At 61.9% G+C, this 13,693-nt stretch carries 19 protein-coding genes; 7 read left to right on the forward strand and 12 right to left on the reverse strand.

The features are described from left to right. The first annotated feature begins 39 nt into the window (after positions 1-39). Positions 40-249 carry a cold-shock protein gene (locus QO058_RS30475; RefSeq protein WP_284173182.1) on the forward strand — a complete coding sequence of 70 codons (210 nt, stop codon included), beginning with the start codon at positions 40-42 and terminating at the stop codon, positions 247-249. Positions 250-290: 41 nt separating this feature from the next. On the opposite strand, the gene scpB is transcribed toward QO058_RS30475, so the two are convergent. After that, the gene (gene scpB / locus QO058_RS30480; RefSeq protein ID WP_284173183.1) at positions 291-995 is read right to left on the reverse strand and encodes an SMC-Scp complex subunit ScpB; all 705 of its coding nucleotides are present in this window, start codon (positions 993-995) and stop codon (positions 291-293) included. A 3-nt stretch (positions 996-998) separates the two neighbouring features. After that, a complete protein-coding gene (locus tag QO058_RS30485) occupies positions 999-1,904 on the reverse strand; it encodes a DUF1403 family protein (protein ID WP_284173184.1) in 906 nt (301 codons plus the stop codon). Positions 1,905-2,235: 331 nt separating this feature from the next. On the opposite strand from QO058_RS30485, the gene QO058_RS30490 reads away from it, so the two are divergent. From QO058_RS30490 to QO058_RS30500, 3 genes are read left to right on the forward strand one after another with little or no spacing between them, the layout of a single operon-like run. Next, entirely contained in the window at positions 2,236-2,490 is a 255-nt protein-coding gene (locus QO058_RS30490; RefSeq protein WP_284173185.1) for a type II toxin-antitoxin system VapB family antitoxin, read from the forward strand. Then, positions 2,490-2,876 carry a type II toxin-antitoxin system VapC family toxin gene (locus QO058_RS30495; RefSeq protein WP_284173187.1) on the forward strand — a complete coding sequence of 129 codons (387 nt, stop codon included), beginning with the start codon at positions 2,490-2,492 and terminating at the stop codon, positions 2,874-2,876. Before QO058_RS30490 ends, QO058_RS30495 begins: the two co-directional genes overlap by 1 nt. 3 nt (positions 2,877-2,879) lie before the next feature. Next, a complete protein-coding gene (locus tag QO058_RS30500; protein WP_284173188.1) occupies positions 2,880-3,968 on the forward strand; it encodes a site-specific integrase in 1,089 nt (362 codons plus the stop codon). Between the two features lie 20 nt (positions 3,969-3,988). Here QO058_RS30500 and QO058_RS30505 read toward each other — a convergent pair whose 3' ends face one another. From QO058_RS30505 to repA, 7 genes are all read right to left on the reverse strand, one after another. Continuing rightward, positions 3,989-4,507 carry an RES family NAD+ phosphorylase gene (locus QO058_RS30505; RefSeq protein ID WP_284173190.1) on the reverse strand — a complete coding sequence of 173 codons (519 nt, stop codon included), beginning with the start codon at positions 4,505-4,507 and terminating at the stop codon, positions 3,989-3,991. Next, a complete protein-coding gene (locus tag QO058_RS30510; protein WP_284173191.1) occupies positions 4,504-4,893 on the reverse strand; it encodes an MbcA/ParS/Xre antitoxin family protein in 390 nt (129 codons plus the stop codon). Before QO058_RS30510 ends, QO058_RS30505 begins: the two co-directional genes overlap by 4 nt. 177 nt (positions 4,894-5,070) lie before the next feature. Then, entirely contained in the window at positions 5,071-5,451 is a 381-nt protein-coding gene (locus QO058_RS30515) for a hypothetical protein (protein WP_284173192.1), read from the reverse strand. Beyond that, positions 5,429-5,740 carry a WGR domain-containing protein gene (locus tag QO058_RS30520; protein ID WP_284173193.1) on the reverse strand — a complete coding sequence of 104 codons (312 nt, stop codon included), beginning with the start codon at positions 5,738-5,740 and terminating at the stop codon, positions 5,429-5,431. The genes QO058_RS30515 and QO058_RS30520 overlap by 23 nt, the downstream gene beginning before the upstream one ends. A gap of 110 nt (positions 5,741-5,850) precedes the next feature. After that, positions 5,851-7,080 carry a plasmid replication protein RepC gene (repC, locus tag QO058_RS30525; protein ID WP_284173195.1) on the reverse strand — a complete coding sequence of 410 codons (1,230 nt, stop codon included), beginning with the start codon at positions 7,078-7,080 and terminating at the stop codon, positions 5,851-5,853. Positions 7,081-7,354: 274 nt separating this feature from the next. Beyond that, the gene (gene repB / locus QO058_RS30530; protein ID WP_284173197.1) at positions 7,355-8,395 is read right to left on the reverse strand and encodes a plasmid partitioning protein RepB; all 1,041 of its coding nucleotides are present in this window, start codon (positions 8,393-8,395) and stop codon (positions 7,355-7,357) included. Continuing rightward, positions 8,392-9,606, reverse strand: a complete 1,215-nt coding sequence (gene repA, locus QO058_RS30535; RefSeq protein WP_284173198.1) for a plasmid partitioning protein RepA — start codon at positions 9,604-9,606, stop codon at positions 8,392-8,394. The genes repB and repA overlap by 4 nt, the downstream gene beginning before the upstream one ends. Positions 9,607-9,910: 304 nt before the next feature. Here repA and QO058_RS30540 point away from each other — a divergent pair, with 304 nt between their 5' ends. After that, complete coding sequence (locus QO058_RS30540) at positions 9,911-10,141, forward strand: hypothetical protein (RefSeq protein WP_284173199.1); 231 nt, start codon at positions 9,911-9,913, stop codon at positions 10,139-10,141. A 103-nt stretch (positions 10,142-10,244) separates the two neighbouring features. Here QO058_RS30540 and QO058_RS30545 read toward each other — a convergent pair whose 3' ends face one another. After that, positions 10,245-10,913 (reverse strand): hypothetical protein, encoded by a 669-nt coding sequence (locus tag QO058_RS30545; protein WP_284173200.1) that lies wholly within the window; start codon positions 10,911-10,913, stop codon positions 10,245-10,247. A gap of 145 nt (positions 10,914-11,058) precedes the next feature. Here QO058_RS30545 and QO058_RS30550 point away from each other — a divergent pair, with 145 nt between their 5' ends. Beyond that, positions 11,059-11,304: a helix-turn-helix domain-containing protein gene (locus QO058_RS30550; RefSeq protein ID WP_432212096.1), complete on the forward strand. Its 246-nt coding sequence runs from the start codon at positions 11,059-11,061 to the stop codon at positions 11,302-11,304. A gap of 160 nt (positions 11,305-11,464) precedes the next feature. Here the strand turns inward: QO058_RS30550 and QO058_RS30555 are convergent, their stop codons facing one another. Together QO058_RS30555 and QO058_RS30560 are read right to left on the reverse strand one after the other, a co-directional pair. Next, positions 11,465-12,292: a LuxR family transcriptional regulator gene (locus tag QO058_RS30555; RefSeq protein ID WP_284173202.1), complete on the reverse strand. Its 828-nt coding sequence runs from the start codon at positions 12,290-12,292 to the stop codon at positions 11,465-11,467. A gap of 248 nt (positions 12,293-12,540) precedes the next feature. Then, positions 12,541-12,780 carry a helix-turn-helix domain-containing protein gene (locus QO058_RS30560; protein ID WP_284173203.1) on the reverse strand — a complete coding sequence of 80 codons (240 nt, stop codon included), beginning with the start codon at positions 12,778-12,780 and terminating at the stop codon, positions 12,541-12,543. Positions 12,781-12,907: 127 nt separating this feature from the next. Between QO058_RS30560 and QO058_RS30565 the strand changes: the two genes are divergently transcribed. Continuing rightward, positions 12,908-13,684 (forward strand): IclR family transcriptional regulator, encoded by a 777-nt coding sequence (locus QO058_RS30565; RefSeq protein ID WP_284173205.1) that lies wholly within the window; start codon positions 12,908-12,910, stop codon positions 13,682-13,684. Positions 13,685-13,693 lie beyond the last annotated feature (9 nt).

Genomic DNA, 13,693 nt, shown 5'->3' on the forward strand with positions numbered 1-13,693 from the left:
CGTGCCATGTTGGCAGGTCCGATGATCGAGAGGTGCGTCATGGCGACAGGTACAGTGAAATGGTTCAATGCGACGAAGGGCTTTGGCTTCATCCAGCCGGATGATAGCGGCCAGGATGTCTTCGTTCACATCAGCGCCGTCGAGCGGGCCGGTCTGCGTGACCTCCGGGACGGTCAGAAGATTTCCTATGAGCTCGTTCAGGACAAGCGGTCGGGCAAGGCCTCGGCGGACAATTTGCGCGCCGAGTGAGGCTCTGGCGCCGGACGCCGCGTCGTAACAGCGCTTGCCGATCAAAATTCTAGCCCGTTCGCCGCATTCGGCTCATCGAGAGCATCCTGGGAGGCCTCTTCGTCCTCCTCGCCTTCGATCCCGATCGGGATTTCGGCGGCCAGCAGATTGTCCTTCGTCAGCAAGCCGGCGTCCTCGAGCTTCTCGATATCGGGCAGGTCGCGCAGGCTGGCGAGGCCGAACACCGACAGGAATTTTTCCGTCGTCACATAGGTGTAAGGCGCGCCAGGCTCCGGACTGCGCGGTCCGGGCGCGATGACGCCGGCGCGCTTCAGCGCCGCGACAGTGTCGCGGCTCATCTCCTTGCCAAACACTTTTCCGAGCTCGCCGCGGGTGATCGGCTGGAGATAGGCGATGCCGGAGAGGAACAGGATCTCGGTCGAGGACAGACCCGCCGTCGGCTGCGGCACGCCCGACACCGTCCGGATCGCCGGCGCGAAGGCGCTGCGCGTCCGATGGTGCCAGCCGCCGGCCACGGCGACGAGATCATAGGGCCGCCCGCGCAGTTCCTCGCGGATGTCGGCGATGACCAGGTCGAGGGCGCAATCGCGGCCGACGACCTGGGCCAGCACATCGCGCGGCACCGGCGCGGGCGCGGCGAAGATCACGGCCTCGACCCGGCCCATCCATTCACGCCAGCGCAGTTCGGGCGGGAGATCCGTGAGCTCCCTGTCGAGCGCGATCTCAGCTTTGGGCCGACGCGCCATCGCTCAGAGCCCGTAGAGGCGAAACGTCGGGCGGCCCGACAATTCGCGCAGCGCGCCAAGCGCGACCAGACGGTCGAACAGGCGGCGCAAGCCGCGCTCCGAGATGCCACCTATTCTGGCCGAGCTCATCAGGGCATCCTCGGCCAGGAGGGCGTCAATCACCGCGCTCGCCCCCTTCGCCCGCAGCTTTGGCGCCGCGGCCGCGAGGACATCAGCCCGGCGCGCCAGTTCGCCGGCCAGATCGACCGCGCGGGCCGCGGCCTGCGCATAAGCCAGGGCAACCGCCGGCTGCCAGCCCGCCCCGCCCGGTCGCGGACGCTTGCCCGCCTGCCCGATCCGGGCACCTGACTCCAAGATGGCGGTGGCCAACAGCGGCACTGGCACTGGCCATTTGAGCTTGTGGGCGAGCACGGCGTCGGCCAGCCAGAGCGCCAAAAGCTCGGCCTCAGGCAAAACCCTGACGACGCGCTCGGCCAGCGCGGCAACAACCGTGATGGCCGTCCGGTCCGATCGGGCGGCTGCGACGGCCAGATCGGCCAATGCCGCGAGCTCGGCCGCGCCCACAACCAGGCCGAAGCCGGCCGCGGCGCGGGCGATCGCATCTGGCGAAACATCCGGCGAGCGCGCGACGAGCTGGCGCCAGGCCAGCAGGGCGCGCCCGGCCGGGCCGGGATCGTCGCCGGGCCGGCGCAGCAGCTCGACATCGCGCAATTGGCTTTGGTCCTCGCGGCGACCAAGCAGGCGCAGGCTGGCGGCTGCCGCCTGCAGTGCCAGGCGCTGGCGCCAGACGCCCGCCCACAGCGGCATATCGCGGGCGATCGGATCGAGCGCGGCGAGATTGGCGCCGGCCCGAAAGGCTGCGTCAAATCCCTGAGAAGACTGCACTTTTGGACGCGCCCAGCCGGGCACAGGACGGATGGCTGAGGGCGATGAAGCCAAGGGCGCAGCGCGGCGAAGCATGCGCTTACACTAGCGCGCAGCGGCGCTTAAGGCCATCATAATCGCAACAAAGCGCCGGGCCTGTCGTCCGTTAATAACGAACGATAATGTTGCATTATCGCTCGTTATGCTCATTATAGTGAGACGCGCGATTTGGCGCTCCAAAAGCCCGCCGGCGGGCTTCGGTCAGGCTCCGGGCCGCCAAATCGGCCGAGAATTCGGAGGCCGCAGGTGTCGTCGAAATTGCCCGCAATGGATTGTTCAGGTAGAATATAGACGAAAAGGAACCTGGATTCCAAAAATGGCGCTAAGCATCAAAGACCCGAAGACCGAGAAGCTGGCGCGCGCCCTCGCCGAGCGCACGGGCGAGACCATCACCGTCGCGACACGCCGGGCGATCGAGGAGCGCCTGAAGCGAATGGCGTCGCAAGGCCGCAAGGCAGCGCTCCTCGAGGACATGGAGGCCATGCAACGGCGTTTGGATGCGCTGCCGGTGCTCGACCCCCGCAGCCCCGATGACATCATCGGCTACGACGAGAACGGCGTTCCGAACTAATGGTGATCGACACGTCCGCGATCGTCGCGATCTTCTTCAATGAGCCGGATGCCCCGCGCTATCGCGAGCGCATCGCCGATGATCCCGTCCGGCTCATGTCGGCAGCGACGCTCCTTGAGGCCGCGATGGTTATCGAGGGGCGCTTCGGCGAGGCCGGCGGCGCAGAGCTCGATCTGTGGCTGCACAAGGCCGAGGTCGAGATCGTCGCGGTGACCGCCGAGCACGCCGATCAGGCTCGGCGTGCCTGGCGCCGCTACGGCAAGGGCCGCCACCCGGCCAGCCTGAACTACGGCGACTGCTTTTCCTATGCCCTCGCCGCTTTGACGGGCGAGCCCCTGCTGTTCAAGGGCGAGGATTTCGCCCAGACCGACATCCAGGTAGCCTGAGCGATGACGTCGCAGCCGAGCCCACACGCCGGTCAGGACGAGCAGGACTCCCCGCTTCTGCCGTCCAGCGTCATCGAGGCTGGAGCGCAAAGCTCCTCTGCCCTGCCAGCTCATCTCGAAGGCCTCGCCGACCGCGCCCGCGACTATGCCGAAGCAGCGAGCTCCGCCAATACGCGGCGCGCCTATACCAACGACTGGAAGCATTTTGCCGCTTGGTGTCGGCGCCAGAACCTCCCTCCCCTTCCTCCGGATCCGGAGGTCGTCGGCCTCTACATCACCGCCCAGGCCTCCGGCGCCGCGACCGCGAACCGCAAACCCTCCTCTGTCGCAACGATCGAGCGTCGCCTGTCAGCGCTGACATGGAACTATGTCCAGTGTGGCCAGCCGCTCGACCGCAAGGATCGGCACATCGCCACGGTGCTGGCGGGCATCCGCAATACCCATGGTCGGCCACCGGTGCAGAAGGAAGCGGTGCTGCCGGAAGACGTCATCGCCATGCTCGAGACGTTGGATCGCGGCACGCTCCGTGGTTTGCGGGACCGCGCCATGCTGCTTATCGGCTTCGCAGGCGGTCTGCGGCGTTCCGAGATCGTGGCGCTCGACGTCGGTCGGGATCAAAGCGAGGATGGGCGCGGCTGGGTCGAGATCCTCGAAAAGGGCATGCTCGTCACCTTGCGTAGCAAGAATGGCTGGCGCCAGGTCGAGATCGGCCGCGGCTCGTCGGATGCGACCTGCCCTGTCGTCGCGCTGCAGACCTGGCTCACGCTCGCCAGGATCGCCCATGGGCCAGTGTTCCGGCGGGTGACGGGGCAAGGCAAGGGAGTCGGGCCGGACCGGCTGACCGACCAGCAGGTCGCCCGTCTGGTCAAGCGCACTGCCCTTGCCGCCGGCGTCCGCGGCGATCTATCGGAAGGCGAGCGGGAGGCGAAGTTTGCCGGGCATTCGCTGCGCGCCGGCCTGGCCTCCTCGGCCGAGGTCGAAGAGCGCTACGTCCAAAAACAGCTCGGCCACGCCTCGGCCGAGATGACTCGCCGCTATCAGCGACGGCGTGATCGTTTCCGCGTGAACCTGACCAAGGCTGCGGGGTTGTAAGCCCCTCCCCTGTCCCCAGGTCAACGCCAGAACAGCTGATCTTTCGGAAGTCGACCACTTGGATCAACGACGGTCACGTTGTGCGGCAGCTCCGGTCCCCATTTCCACAGCACCAGATTAAGATCATCCGCTTCCGCGCCTGGCGCAAAACTGGGCACGCAGATGCCGGCAATGCCCTGCGAACACAGTCGATCATAGATCGACCATGACGAGGGTCGACGACCATGGGCGAGGGTGTCGGCCCAGGCGCAAGCCATCTCATCGAATTCGACCGCGTGCTCCCGCCGACCCTCCGCGGTCGTCAGATCGGCGATATCCTCGCAATCGACCTCGTAGGAGCATAGGACGCATGGGTCGATCCGATGCGCGAAGCCCTGATTGGCCTCCTTGATCGCCGTCATGAGGCTCAAGCCGAGATAGAGCGCAGGAACCCCTTTGGGGTTGAAGCGAGCGCCCCTGATCGCCGCGCCGTCCCCGAACGTCGGCTTGAAGCCCCACCGCGGATCATGCGCTCGATAGCAGGTCCCCAGGAACCTCACGCAAATCCGCCGACAGCCATATGGTCGAGATAGTCCCGGACGGCCGCAGCCTTGCCGTCCTTGACGAGGGCCTCGGCCGTTCGCCCGCCGAATGCCGGCAATGGCTGAGCCCGATACCAAGCCATAGCCTGTTCCTTGCCACCAGCCCATTCGGTGACGCGGCTGATGATCTCTAGCATTTCACGAAGCCGCCCCTGGGCCTTTGGCGCACTGCTGCGCTCGACCCGGTAGAGGGTCTCCCGCGCAAGACCAGCCGTCTCCGCGAGCTGGGACTTGGACATCCCAAAGCCGTCCGCGAGCTGACCGATCGCGATCCTGCCAGCCCGATCCATATAGGACAGGACCAACGACTCGCTTTGAGATGAAGCCTTCATGGCTTGAGCCATCGTTATCGCCATATCAACTGCCACATTATCTGTACGCAATATATGGCATCCTCAGCCTAGTTACAATCCGCAGCCGGACTATCGCCTTATTATTGGCTCCTGATCCCTCTCGCTGAAGCGAGTCAGCCTGCTCTGATGATCGAAATGAGCGCATCCAGAGTGAGACGGGGACCTCTTTCAGCTCCCAACGTTCGCTGGTGCGGATGCCGCCATTGCAGACGGGTCCGATGTGCGTAGCCCCAGGCCTTGCAGGTTCAGCCAAGCCTCAATCTCGCGTGCACGGGTCAGGCCAATACCCGGTTCCTTCAGCAATTCGCCCAGAGAATAGGCCGCGGCAATTTCGCTGAGCTTCTGACCGCGCTGTTCCAGGCTACGCCCACCCAAATGAGCATAGCGACCGTGCAAGAGCACGTTTCGGGCAACGCGTGGGAGGCGGTACGGCATAAAGGCTACTATCGCTGCTCCATCACCACGATCAAGAAGCACGGCTGCCGTTGCGGCAAATCGCATTTCCTGCGTCTGCGGCCGAGGAATCCTAGATCTGTCGAGCTCGATCAAGATCCTCCCAGCCCCTCCCCGCCTGCAGCACGATCCGATAGCCACGCTTCGTCTTTCTGAGTAGCCAAACCTCGAGCGCCTCAGCGGCTTCATCGAGATCTCCGTAGAGATCAAGACGGCGCCGGCCAAGGCTGCCCCGTCGTCCCCATTCGCGCACCAGAGCCGCGTCGCCGAACAGCGTTGGTTCCACGGCCAGCACATAGAAACAGGCCATGTTCTGCCGCGGATCGCTGCGATCCAACACCAGCATCTGCAGGCGGGGTGAGTTCGTCTCGATGACGCTGTCCATGCGCACATCTCGCGCCTGGTCCAAGCCCCCGTCCAACGCAAAGGCTGAATCGATCCGCCGCCACCGATTCACATCGTCGATGAAACGTTCTGTTTGCGGGTTCGCCGTGGCTAGGCACGTTGCTTCTCGCGCTTGCGGCTGCCGATCAGCGCCATCAACATCGGTCCGAGCGAGAATTCGCCTGCTTCGGCCCTTCGTGTCAGCCCGCGCAGATATCCTCCTGCGCTGGTGATGGCCTCTGCGCGCTGCAGAATGGCCGCCACCACAACCGCAGCCTCAGTTTCACCCAGGGTGCTTTGCGCATCCAACCAAGCGCTGGGGCTAATCCCAAGCATCGGCCGCACGACTGCTACTGCTGCCTGGAAGTCACGCCAATTGCTGATGCCGCCCCGGCTGTAATCGATGATATCGGGGCAGGCATCCAAAACCATTCCCAACGGGTACGCCCTGTCTGGCATTCGCCCCGGTTGAGGTTCGAACTCAACAATCGCCCCCCGGCTCTCTGGAGAGCGAGGATCAAGATCAATGAGGGAGTCTGGTTTTGAATTCTGTATGTGGCGCTCAGAATGAGACTCATTGCCGCTCGGATTCTGGGATTTAATATGATTTTCCAGAAGGCTGAGGATTTCATCGGCGAGCAGTGACAGCTCCGTTGCAATCCCCTCGAGAACCGTTCGCGGGGCGGAACGCGGAATCCGGCCGACAATGTTGCGATAGAGCTCGTGCAGTTCGGTCCAGTCGGCTGGGCCCTGGCCTTCAGAGTGAGTTGACACCCCCTCCTCCATGCCCGTCGCGATCATCTTGCAGATGTCTCGGCGGCAGATCGTGATCTGCTCACGGACTAGCCTGAGGGCCCTATCCTCGGCCAAGACCTCTTCCGCCAGCGCCTCGAACTCCTCGGCGCGGACGACCAAAGGCGCCAGGTCAAAGCCGAATGCGAGCTCGATTTCGCCAGCTCGATCCTTGCGGGCGTAGCGCTTTCCGTTCGGGCTATCGCGCCTGATGATCAAACCGCAGTCGACTAGAACGGCCAGATGACGCCTAAGCGTCGCCGGCGGCATGCCGTGAGCGCGCAAGCAGAGCTGTTGGTTGGAGGGGAACACCACCAGCCCCTCGCCCATCAGCACCGTCTCTGGATGGAACGTGAGCAGTGCGTCCAGGACCGCCAGCGCGCGCTCGGTCACGCCGAGACGATTCTTGGCCGTGCAGACCGCACGGAAGATATTCCATTTGTGGACGGCCTTCTCTGGAGACCTGTCCTTGGCATTTGCCTGGCTTGCAACATGCGCAAGCGACAGCACCCGCCGCCCAAAAGGCGTCGTCGAAATGTGGGATACCACGATCTTTCACCTGTCATTGGGCAAAAGAAATCCGCTCGCCGAAATGGCGCTTCGTCTCGCACGAGACTCTTGACGGCGATTCGGGGAAGTGCGATTCTCGTGTTGTCGAGACTACGAGAAGGGCTTCCGGAACACCGTTTCGGGGGCCTTTTTCTTTTGCAGATTTGGGTTGCTTGCTGGCTTTTCTCGGCTCTGCGCTGAGATCTACCGGCGATCAGTCATTCGCTCCCAGTCCTCCTTCTCATTCTCCCAACCTTGTCAGCTGACAAGGTTCTCAGCCGTCGTCTTGCGAGGCCTCGAATCGTTCCATCAAAGCGGGCAGCTCCTTCCTGAAAAAGGACGCGAACGCCGCCGCCGATTCCGCCTCGACCACCAGACGTATCTCGCGTCCGTCAAAGCTCGCCTTCCCGAGGCGGCGCCGTCCTTCAGCCTGCAAATCAAGGCTGGTCTTCTGGCTCGCTTTCGGGGCTTCGGATAGCGCGGCCAGAACGATCTGAAACCGCAGGTCGGACGGCTGGGTCCGAACCTTGTCAGCTGACAAGGTTTCCAAAGCGCGCGGCACGTTGCCCTCTGACCGCTCTAACGCGGCGGCCAACTCCAGCCAGCGCGGGCGCCCAATCTTAGGTGCGCGCCCGATCGCCGTGATCATCTCGCGCGGTACTGAGCGCCAGACGGATCGCATCTTCGCCAGCTCGGGATCATCGAGCGACAAGGCGCCTCTGATATCGCGCGCACGAACGCCGGCGCTTTCCATTTGCCTGGCAAAGACTGCTCGCTCGATCCAGCTGAGGTCCTGGCGGCTTGCATTCTCGAGGCCCTGCGAGACCACGAGGTCGCTATCGGATAGCGGCCGGATAAAGGCCTTGACCGGGACGCCGAGTTCTTGGGCGACCCGAACACGGCGATGACCGTAAATGACCTGGTATCGACCATCCTGGTCAGGGTGAGGGCGCAATTGCACGGGGACGCGCTGCCCATCCTCAGCGATAGACTTCTTGAAGGCCTCGAAAGTCGAAGGGTCATCGTCAGGCAAGCGGTCGGGAAATGGCGATGGGTCGATCAGCCTGGCGTCGATATCGGCGATGCCGGGGGCACCTGCGTCGACGATCGCTTGCAGGCGATCACGCTCCTCGCGAATGTCCGAAAGAGTTCGTTGCGTTGCGCCAATCACGCCGGCAGGAACACGTGGCGGCGGTGAAGCGAATTGCGGCTCTGCTTCGTCCGGCGCAGTACGTTCCAGCTCGGCTTCCGAGACTGTCTGCGAGAGGGCACCGAAGCTAGCGACGATCGAGCGGCGAGGGGCTTTCTTCGTCATCGCCGTCCCCAGCTCTCGTTGATCAGCTCGAGAATTCCCTCGTTCACTGCATCAAACGATTCGCGAGCGCGCTTGAATGCGTCACGGCCGATCTCGCCTGGCTCAAGCTCGTAGATGCTGCGCTTGGCAAGACCCGCCGCTTCCACAGCCGTGCTTTCCACCGCGGCTGGCATCAAGACGTCGTCGGGAAACAGCATCCGGAGCATCGACACGATCTCGGTCTGCGGCTTGTCATACGGATTATGGCGCGTGATCAAATAGCGGAAGAAATCCTGTCGCATCGTGGCGCGCTCTTGCGAGATCACATTGACCAGATCGCCCATCATCAGCAGGAACTGCCCCATCGATGCGACGTCGAGCATTGCGGGATGAATCGTGACCACCATGCCGGTCGAGGCGTAAATTGCGCCAAGCGTGAGGTATCCGAGTGACGGAGGCGTATCGAGGACGACGACGTCGTAGGCGGATTCGACTTCCTTGATGGCAAGACCCAACCGCTCGAAGAACAGCGTGTCGGTCTTTCTGGCCTGAGCCAGGATGCGCGGCGTCTCGTACTCGAACTCCATGACTTCGAGGTTGCCAGGGATGAGGTCGACGCCAGGGAAATAGGTATGCCGGATCACCTCGCTGAGCGGGCGGCGTTCCGCGTCATAACGTAACGCTGCCCACACGGTTTCGTTGGCCGCGACATCCATCTCCGGCTGGGCGCCGAACATCGCCGACAGCGACGCTTGCGGGTCGAGGTCGATCGCAAGCACGCGATAGCCCTGCAGTGCCAGATAGTGAGCAAGATGCAGGCTTGTGGTGGTCTTGGCCGAACCGCCCTTGAAATTAGCGATCGCGAGGACCTGGAGATGCTCGCCCTGCCGACGATGTGGCAGAAAGCGTAAGGCCTCCGCGGGTTTTTGCGCCGCGAACAACTGGCGGAGCTCATTGATCTGCGCAAGCGTGTAAGCCCGGTGATTGTTTTCCAAGCGAGCGGGGAGGGGGCCTTTGCCCTCGTTCGACATCAGCTTGAGAGTCGAATCGGGAATCGACGTTAGTTTGGACACTTCGTTCGTCAAAAAGTGTCGAAGGCTCTTTTGCGCATGGGGCGGATACATGCGCTCGCGCAGTGCATTCAGCTGCTGCGAGAGCACCCGGGCGTGCCGCCATACGCGCTCAGCGGGGTTAGAAGAGTACATGGCTTTTTGCGCTAGAGCGTCCGGCATTGGCGCGGCGTATCCTCATTGTCGGCCGAAGGCCGATCTGGCGACCTTTGCCCGACAAGCTACGCCATGATTCTAAGGGCGGGTCCAGCGATTTAAAGTTAACTCAACGCTAACGCGGGAGAACCCGAAGCTCAGCCTGGAGAAGAGTCGCCCGCGACACCCGCGGTAAACCTCGAAGAGGCGTAAGGCAGCACTGCTGATTCGGGAAAGCCAAAGAGAGAGCGCGCCCTAACCCCTTATCGTCCTTGCATAGAACGGAGAGTTCTATTTGCTGAGCCCCGTCCGAATGACGCGGGGCCCATTCATGACCGCAACCACCGTCAACGATCTCCGAGAGAGACGCGCGGCCGTCGCAAAAGCAATGCAGCTCATGGCCTGCCCAACCGACACTCCAGAAGGGCAGGAGTTCGAAGCGTTGGTCGATGCAATCGCCGATTACGATATGCGACACAGCGTCGACCAGATATCAGCCGCTAAGCTTGAGGGTGATGCCGGCCGGTGCGGGATCGCGGTCGCCACCACCACCCGACCTTAGCCAGCAAGTTTACCTGCGCCGAGCCTCGCCTCGGCAACCCAAGGCGCCTTGATCGTCAGCCCAATCGACGCTCGCTCGCCGCTGGCCCCGCGGACGTAACGATTCAATCATGGGGAGGGATGCGTACAGTCTGCCCAAACGCCTGGCTGATCCGCATGAGATCACACAGGGCCGAGCGGATCTGCGGCCAGGGAAACTCAGTGTCCTCATCGCAGTCTTGGCCTTCCTCGATCACCATATCGAGTTTGCCAATGACGCCGGCGAGCGACGTCGCGGCTGTGCTTGTCAACGCCTCAACGAGATGCTGCTGCCGATCGGCCACCTCCGCCTCGTCCCGCCTGGCAGCGGAATAACCAATCTTGCTATCGGCGGCCTCCCATCGCCGCTGATGCGCGATGAGTGCCGCCTTGGCGCTAGCCTGCTGGCCTTTCATCCGGGGATCGGCCTCGACCATGCCTTCGATAGCGGCCGGGGAGAAGACGAGGACGTCCTCTTCGGTATCCAACATCCGCATCGTCGCCCGCGGAAAGCCGATATTTCGGACCAACCTCTTCTCGAGCCGCTGTTGCTTTTGGCAAAGCGCAGCTTTCCGGACCATTTCCGCCCGCCATTTATCCCGAAGTAGCAAGACCGGGTCAGCGTGTATGAAAGTCGCCTCGGCAGGCGGCGCCAGCCAAGGAAATCGCGATGCCAACGCGCTCAAGGCCGTGCCCGCGAGAACGTGCCGACGGATGACGCGAGGCAAAGACGTGCTATTGTCGGAATCATCCATGATCCGAACTCCAAGCAGGCACGGGCGTGGTCAAATTGCGCGGAATGACTTCCTTTCCGCTCAGCCTAGGACGTCACCTTTGGTCAATGTCAGCCATTTAAGCTGAGAATTTTTTCGAAGTCAACCAAAAAGACTGACTTTACTGATGACCCTTATTTCGATTGAGCAGTGCAGAGGCGCCCGAGGAATGCTCGGCTGGAGCCAAGCGGATCTCGCTGCGGTAGCGAATGTGTCCCGCGCCACGATCGTGGATTTCGAACGAGGGCTGCGAGTTCCTCATCGCAGTAATCTGGTTGCCATCCATGACGCATTTCAACGGGCAGGCATCGAATTTATTCCCGAAAACGGGGGTGGCGCCGGCATACGCTTATCGCGATCTGCAGAGAGTTGACGCACCCAAATCAAATCGACCCTGCTTTGACGCCTTGCCCACTAGCTGAGCTCAATGGGGGCGCCCAAAGATAGCCCATTCCATCGACACCAGATCGGATGCGCAATCTTGGCGCTCGGGTTCGAGGGGAGGGGACACCGTGCTGCCGCCTCGCTACTGATCAGAGTTGAATTAGATTGAGACGAACCGCTTCCGCAATCGTGTGAGCGATATTTGTGGTGCCGAGCTTCGCCCGCATATTGCGACGATGCGCGGTTACCGTCGCGTGTGCAATACCGAGAATCTGGCCAATTTCCCAGTCCGTCTTGCCCGCGGCAAACCACTGTAAGACTTCTCGCTCCCGCGTCGAGAGATGGGGTGGTTGTTCGCTACTCGGCCGGCGTATGGGGCGCAGACCCGATAACGACCAAAATGCCTTTAGCGCTATGAGTTCCAGGATCTGGACCGTGCGCGGAGCATCATCGATCGCTTCACCGGCCATAGTTACAACGGCTAGTCCCCCCGCTGGCGCATGCAATGGTACGCAGACACCTTGCTTCAGGCCGAAAGCGCGGGCTTCGGCCATAACGGCTTCCGCAGACCCGTGTAGCGGAACCTCAACCGAAAGGTCCTGCCACGCGAATGGACGCCGACTCTCCAGACTGCGGGCGACGCAGGGATCATGGCGATAATGTCCGGCGGCGAGGTAGCGACGGTACCATGGTTCCGGCCAGGCGTTCATGAAGATACCTGATTGCCAAGCGTCAGCGGCGGTTACCGGCTGCAGTGCGGTCACAAGCCAGCAATCTATGCCATAGCGCTGCAGCAGCTTGTTCACGTGTTCTTTGTAACCGGCTGCTCCACCAGCGTCACCGATATCGGAGATTTCCTCCAGCACGTCCCAGTCGATTGCGACATCAGACAGCATCGTTTCACCTGGAATTTGCATTTCACAATATAAATGATGACGTAATGCGCCAGCAACAGGGCTTCGTTCGATTATGTACACGATAGTGCATCTTAAACGTTGTTAGGATTTATGGTAATTTATTGAGAACTCTCGTGCCTCTCCACGAGGGTGCTTGAAGCGCCGCGACAAATTCGTGGCACTTGTCATGCGTATTCGCCACGGCGCGCGCGAGATCTGCCACCGGCTCGAGCACAGTCGATACTCCACCCTTCACTCGACGATTTGCTCTAAATTGAGCGCGCTCACCGATGGGCACAGCCATCGTGGATGGGTCAGACCACAAAGCGTCACCCTCCATCGCTGCTCCCAAACCCTGATTTTGATCGACGCACCAGATCCTCGATCTGAACCTCGAGCACGCTCGCCAGCCGCTCGAGCGAGAGCAATCTTGGATTGCGCTTGCCGGCCTCGAGCCCACTAAGATAGGCGCGCGTGAAGCCCGACTGCAACGACAGCTCAAGCTGAGTGAGCCCCCGACCGCGTCGGAGCCGCTGCACGTTGATTCCGACGAGCGCGCGAACGTCCATCGCGAACGCTCGCCACGACGCTCACTATGAGGCGACACACTATAGTGAACATTTTTGGTTGACAGCTGAGCGCAACTCCGCTTGCATCAAACTATTATAGGAACACTGTTCCGAAAACAGGAACGCTATGACCGGAAGCCAATCTCTTGAGCGCGGCCTCAACATACTGAAATTGCTATCGCAATCGCCTGAACAAATGGGTATTCGGGAGGTTGCGCGCCGCTGTGAGCTTAGCGCAGCAATCATCCAGCGCTTGATGAACACGCTGGAGGAATGGGGCTATGTCTCCCAGGATGAGGTCACAAAACGTTACAAGCTCGGCCATGCGGTTTTGTCCCTGGCGCACAACCTCGCGCGTCAGGAACCGCTTCTGGAAGCCTCACTCGCTGAGTTGCGCCAACTTGCCCGCGAGCACCATCTCAACGGCTTCCTTGGGATTCGGCGTGACAACCGGGGCGTGTATTTAATGGCGGTGCAAAGCGATGGCCCGCTGGTCGTAAGAGCGACGCCGGGCGACACATTTCACTTGCATACCACTGCCCTCGGCAAAATCTTGCTTGCCGCCGTCGACGATCCCGAGTTGCGCGCCTTACTAGGGGCAGGGCAACTCGAGGCGGTAACGTCCCACACAATGACAAATCCCGATCGGCTGATCGCCCAGATCCGCAAGGTGCGCGTGGCAGGCCACGCCAGTTCCATCGAGGAAAATCTGCCGGGTATCAGCTCGATTGCAGCGCCAATTCATGATGCGGCCGGCGCCGTGATTGCCGGCATCAGCGTGGCCTATCCGCGGCTACTCGAGCCGGCGCCAACAACAGGTTCTATCGCCGATCTCGTGATCGCCGCGGCGACACGCATTTCCCAGCAGCTCGGCTTTGAAAGTCACGCTACCTCACATCAGTGAAGGACATCC

This window comes from Bosea vestrisii (assembly GCF_030144325.1).
Taxonomy (GTDB): Bacteria; Pseudomonadota; Alphaproteobacteria; order Rhizobiales; family Beijerinckiaceae; genus Allobosea; species Allobosea vestrisii_A.

Excerpts from the sequence above, each read along its gene's own strand:
- QO058_RS30520 (WP_284173193.1), bottom strand. The coding sequence starts at position 5,740 with ATGGACAGCGTCATCGAGACGAACTCACCCCGCCTGCAGATGCTGGTG.
- QO058_RS30550 (WP_432212096.1), top strand. The coding sequence starts at position 11,059 with ATGACCCTTATTTCGATTGAGCAGTGCAGAGGCGCCCGAGGAATGCTC.
- QO058_RS30510 (WP_284173191.1), bottom strand. The coding sequence starts at position 4,893 with ATGGCTCAAGCCATGAAGGCTTCATCTCAAAGCGAGTCGTTGGTCCTG.
- QO058_RS30560 (WP_284173203.1), bottom strand. The coding sequence starts at position 12,780 with ATGGACGTTCGCGCGCTCGTCGGAATCAACGTGCAGCGGCTCCGACGC.
- QO058_RS30545 (WP_284173200.1), bottom strand. The coding sequence starts at position 10,913 with ATGGATGATTCCGACAATAGCACGTCTTTGCCTCGCGTCATCCGTCGG.
- QO058_RS30490 (WP_284173185.1), top strand. The coding sequence starts at position 2,236 with ATGGCGCTAAGCATCAAAGACCCGAAGACCGAGAAGCTGGCGCGCGCC.
- QO058_RS30540 (WP_284173199.1), top strand. The coding sequence starts at position 9,911 with ATGACCGCAACCACCGTCAACGATCTCCGAGAGAGACGCGCGGCCGTC.
- repA (WP_284173198.1), bottom strand. The coding sequence starts at position 9,606 with ATGCCGGACGCTCTAGCGCAAAAAGCCATGTACTCTTCTAACCCCGCT.
- repB (WP_284173197.1), bottom strand. The coding sequence starts at position 8,395 with ATGACGAAGAAAGCCCCTCGCCGCTCGATCGTCGCTAGCTTCGGTGCC.
- QO058_RS30475 (WP_284173182.1), top strand. The coding sequence starts at position 40 with ATGGCGACAGGTACAGTGAAATGGTTCAATGCGACGAAGGGCTTTGGC.
- QO058_RS30500 (WP_284173188.1), top strand. The coding sequence starts at position 2,880 with ATGACGTCGCAGCCGAGCCCACACGCCGGTCAGGACGAGCAGGACTCC.
- scpB (WP_284173183.1), bottom strand. The coding sequence starts at position 995 with ATGGCGCGTCGGCCCAAAGCTGAGATCGCGCTCGACAGGGAGCTCACG.
- QO058_RS30495 (WP_284173187.1), top strand. The coding sequence starts at position 2,490 with ATGGTGATCGACACGTCCGCGATCGTCGCGATCTTCTTCAATGAGCCG.
- QO058_RS30565 (WP_284173205.1), top strand. The coding sequence starts at position 12,908 with ATGACCGGAAGCCAATCTCTTGAGCGCGGCCTCAACATACTGAAATTG.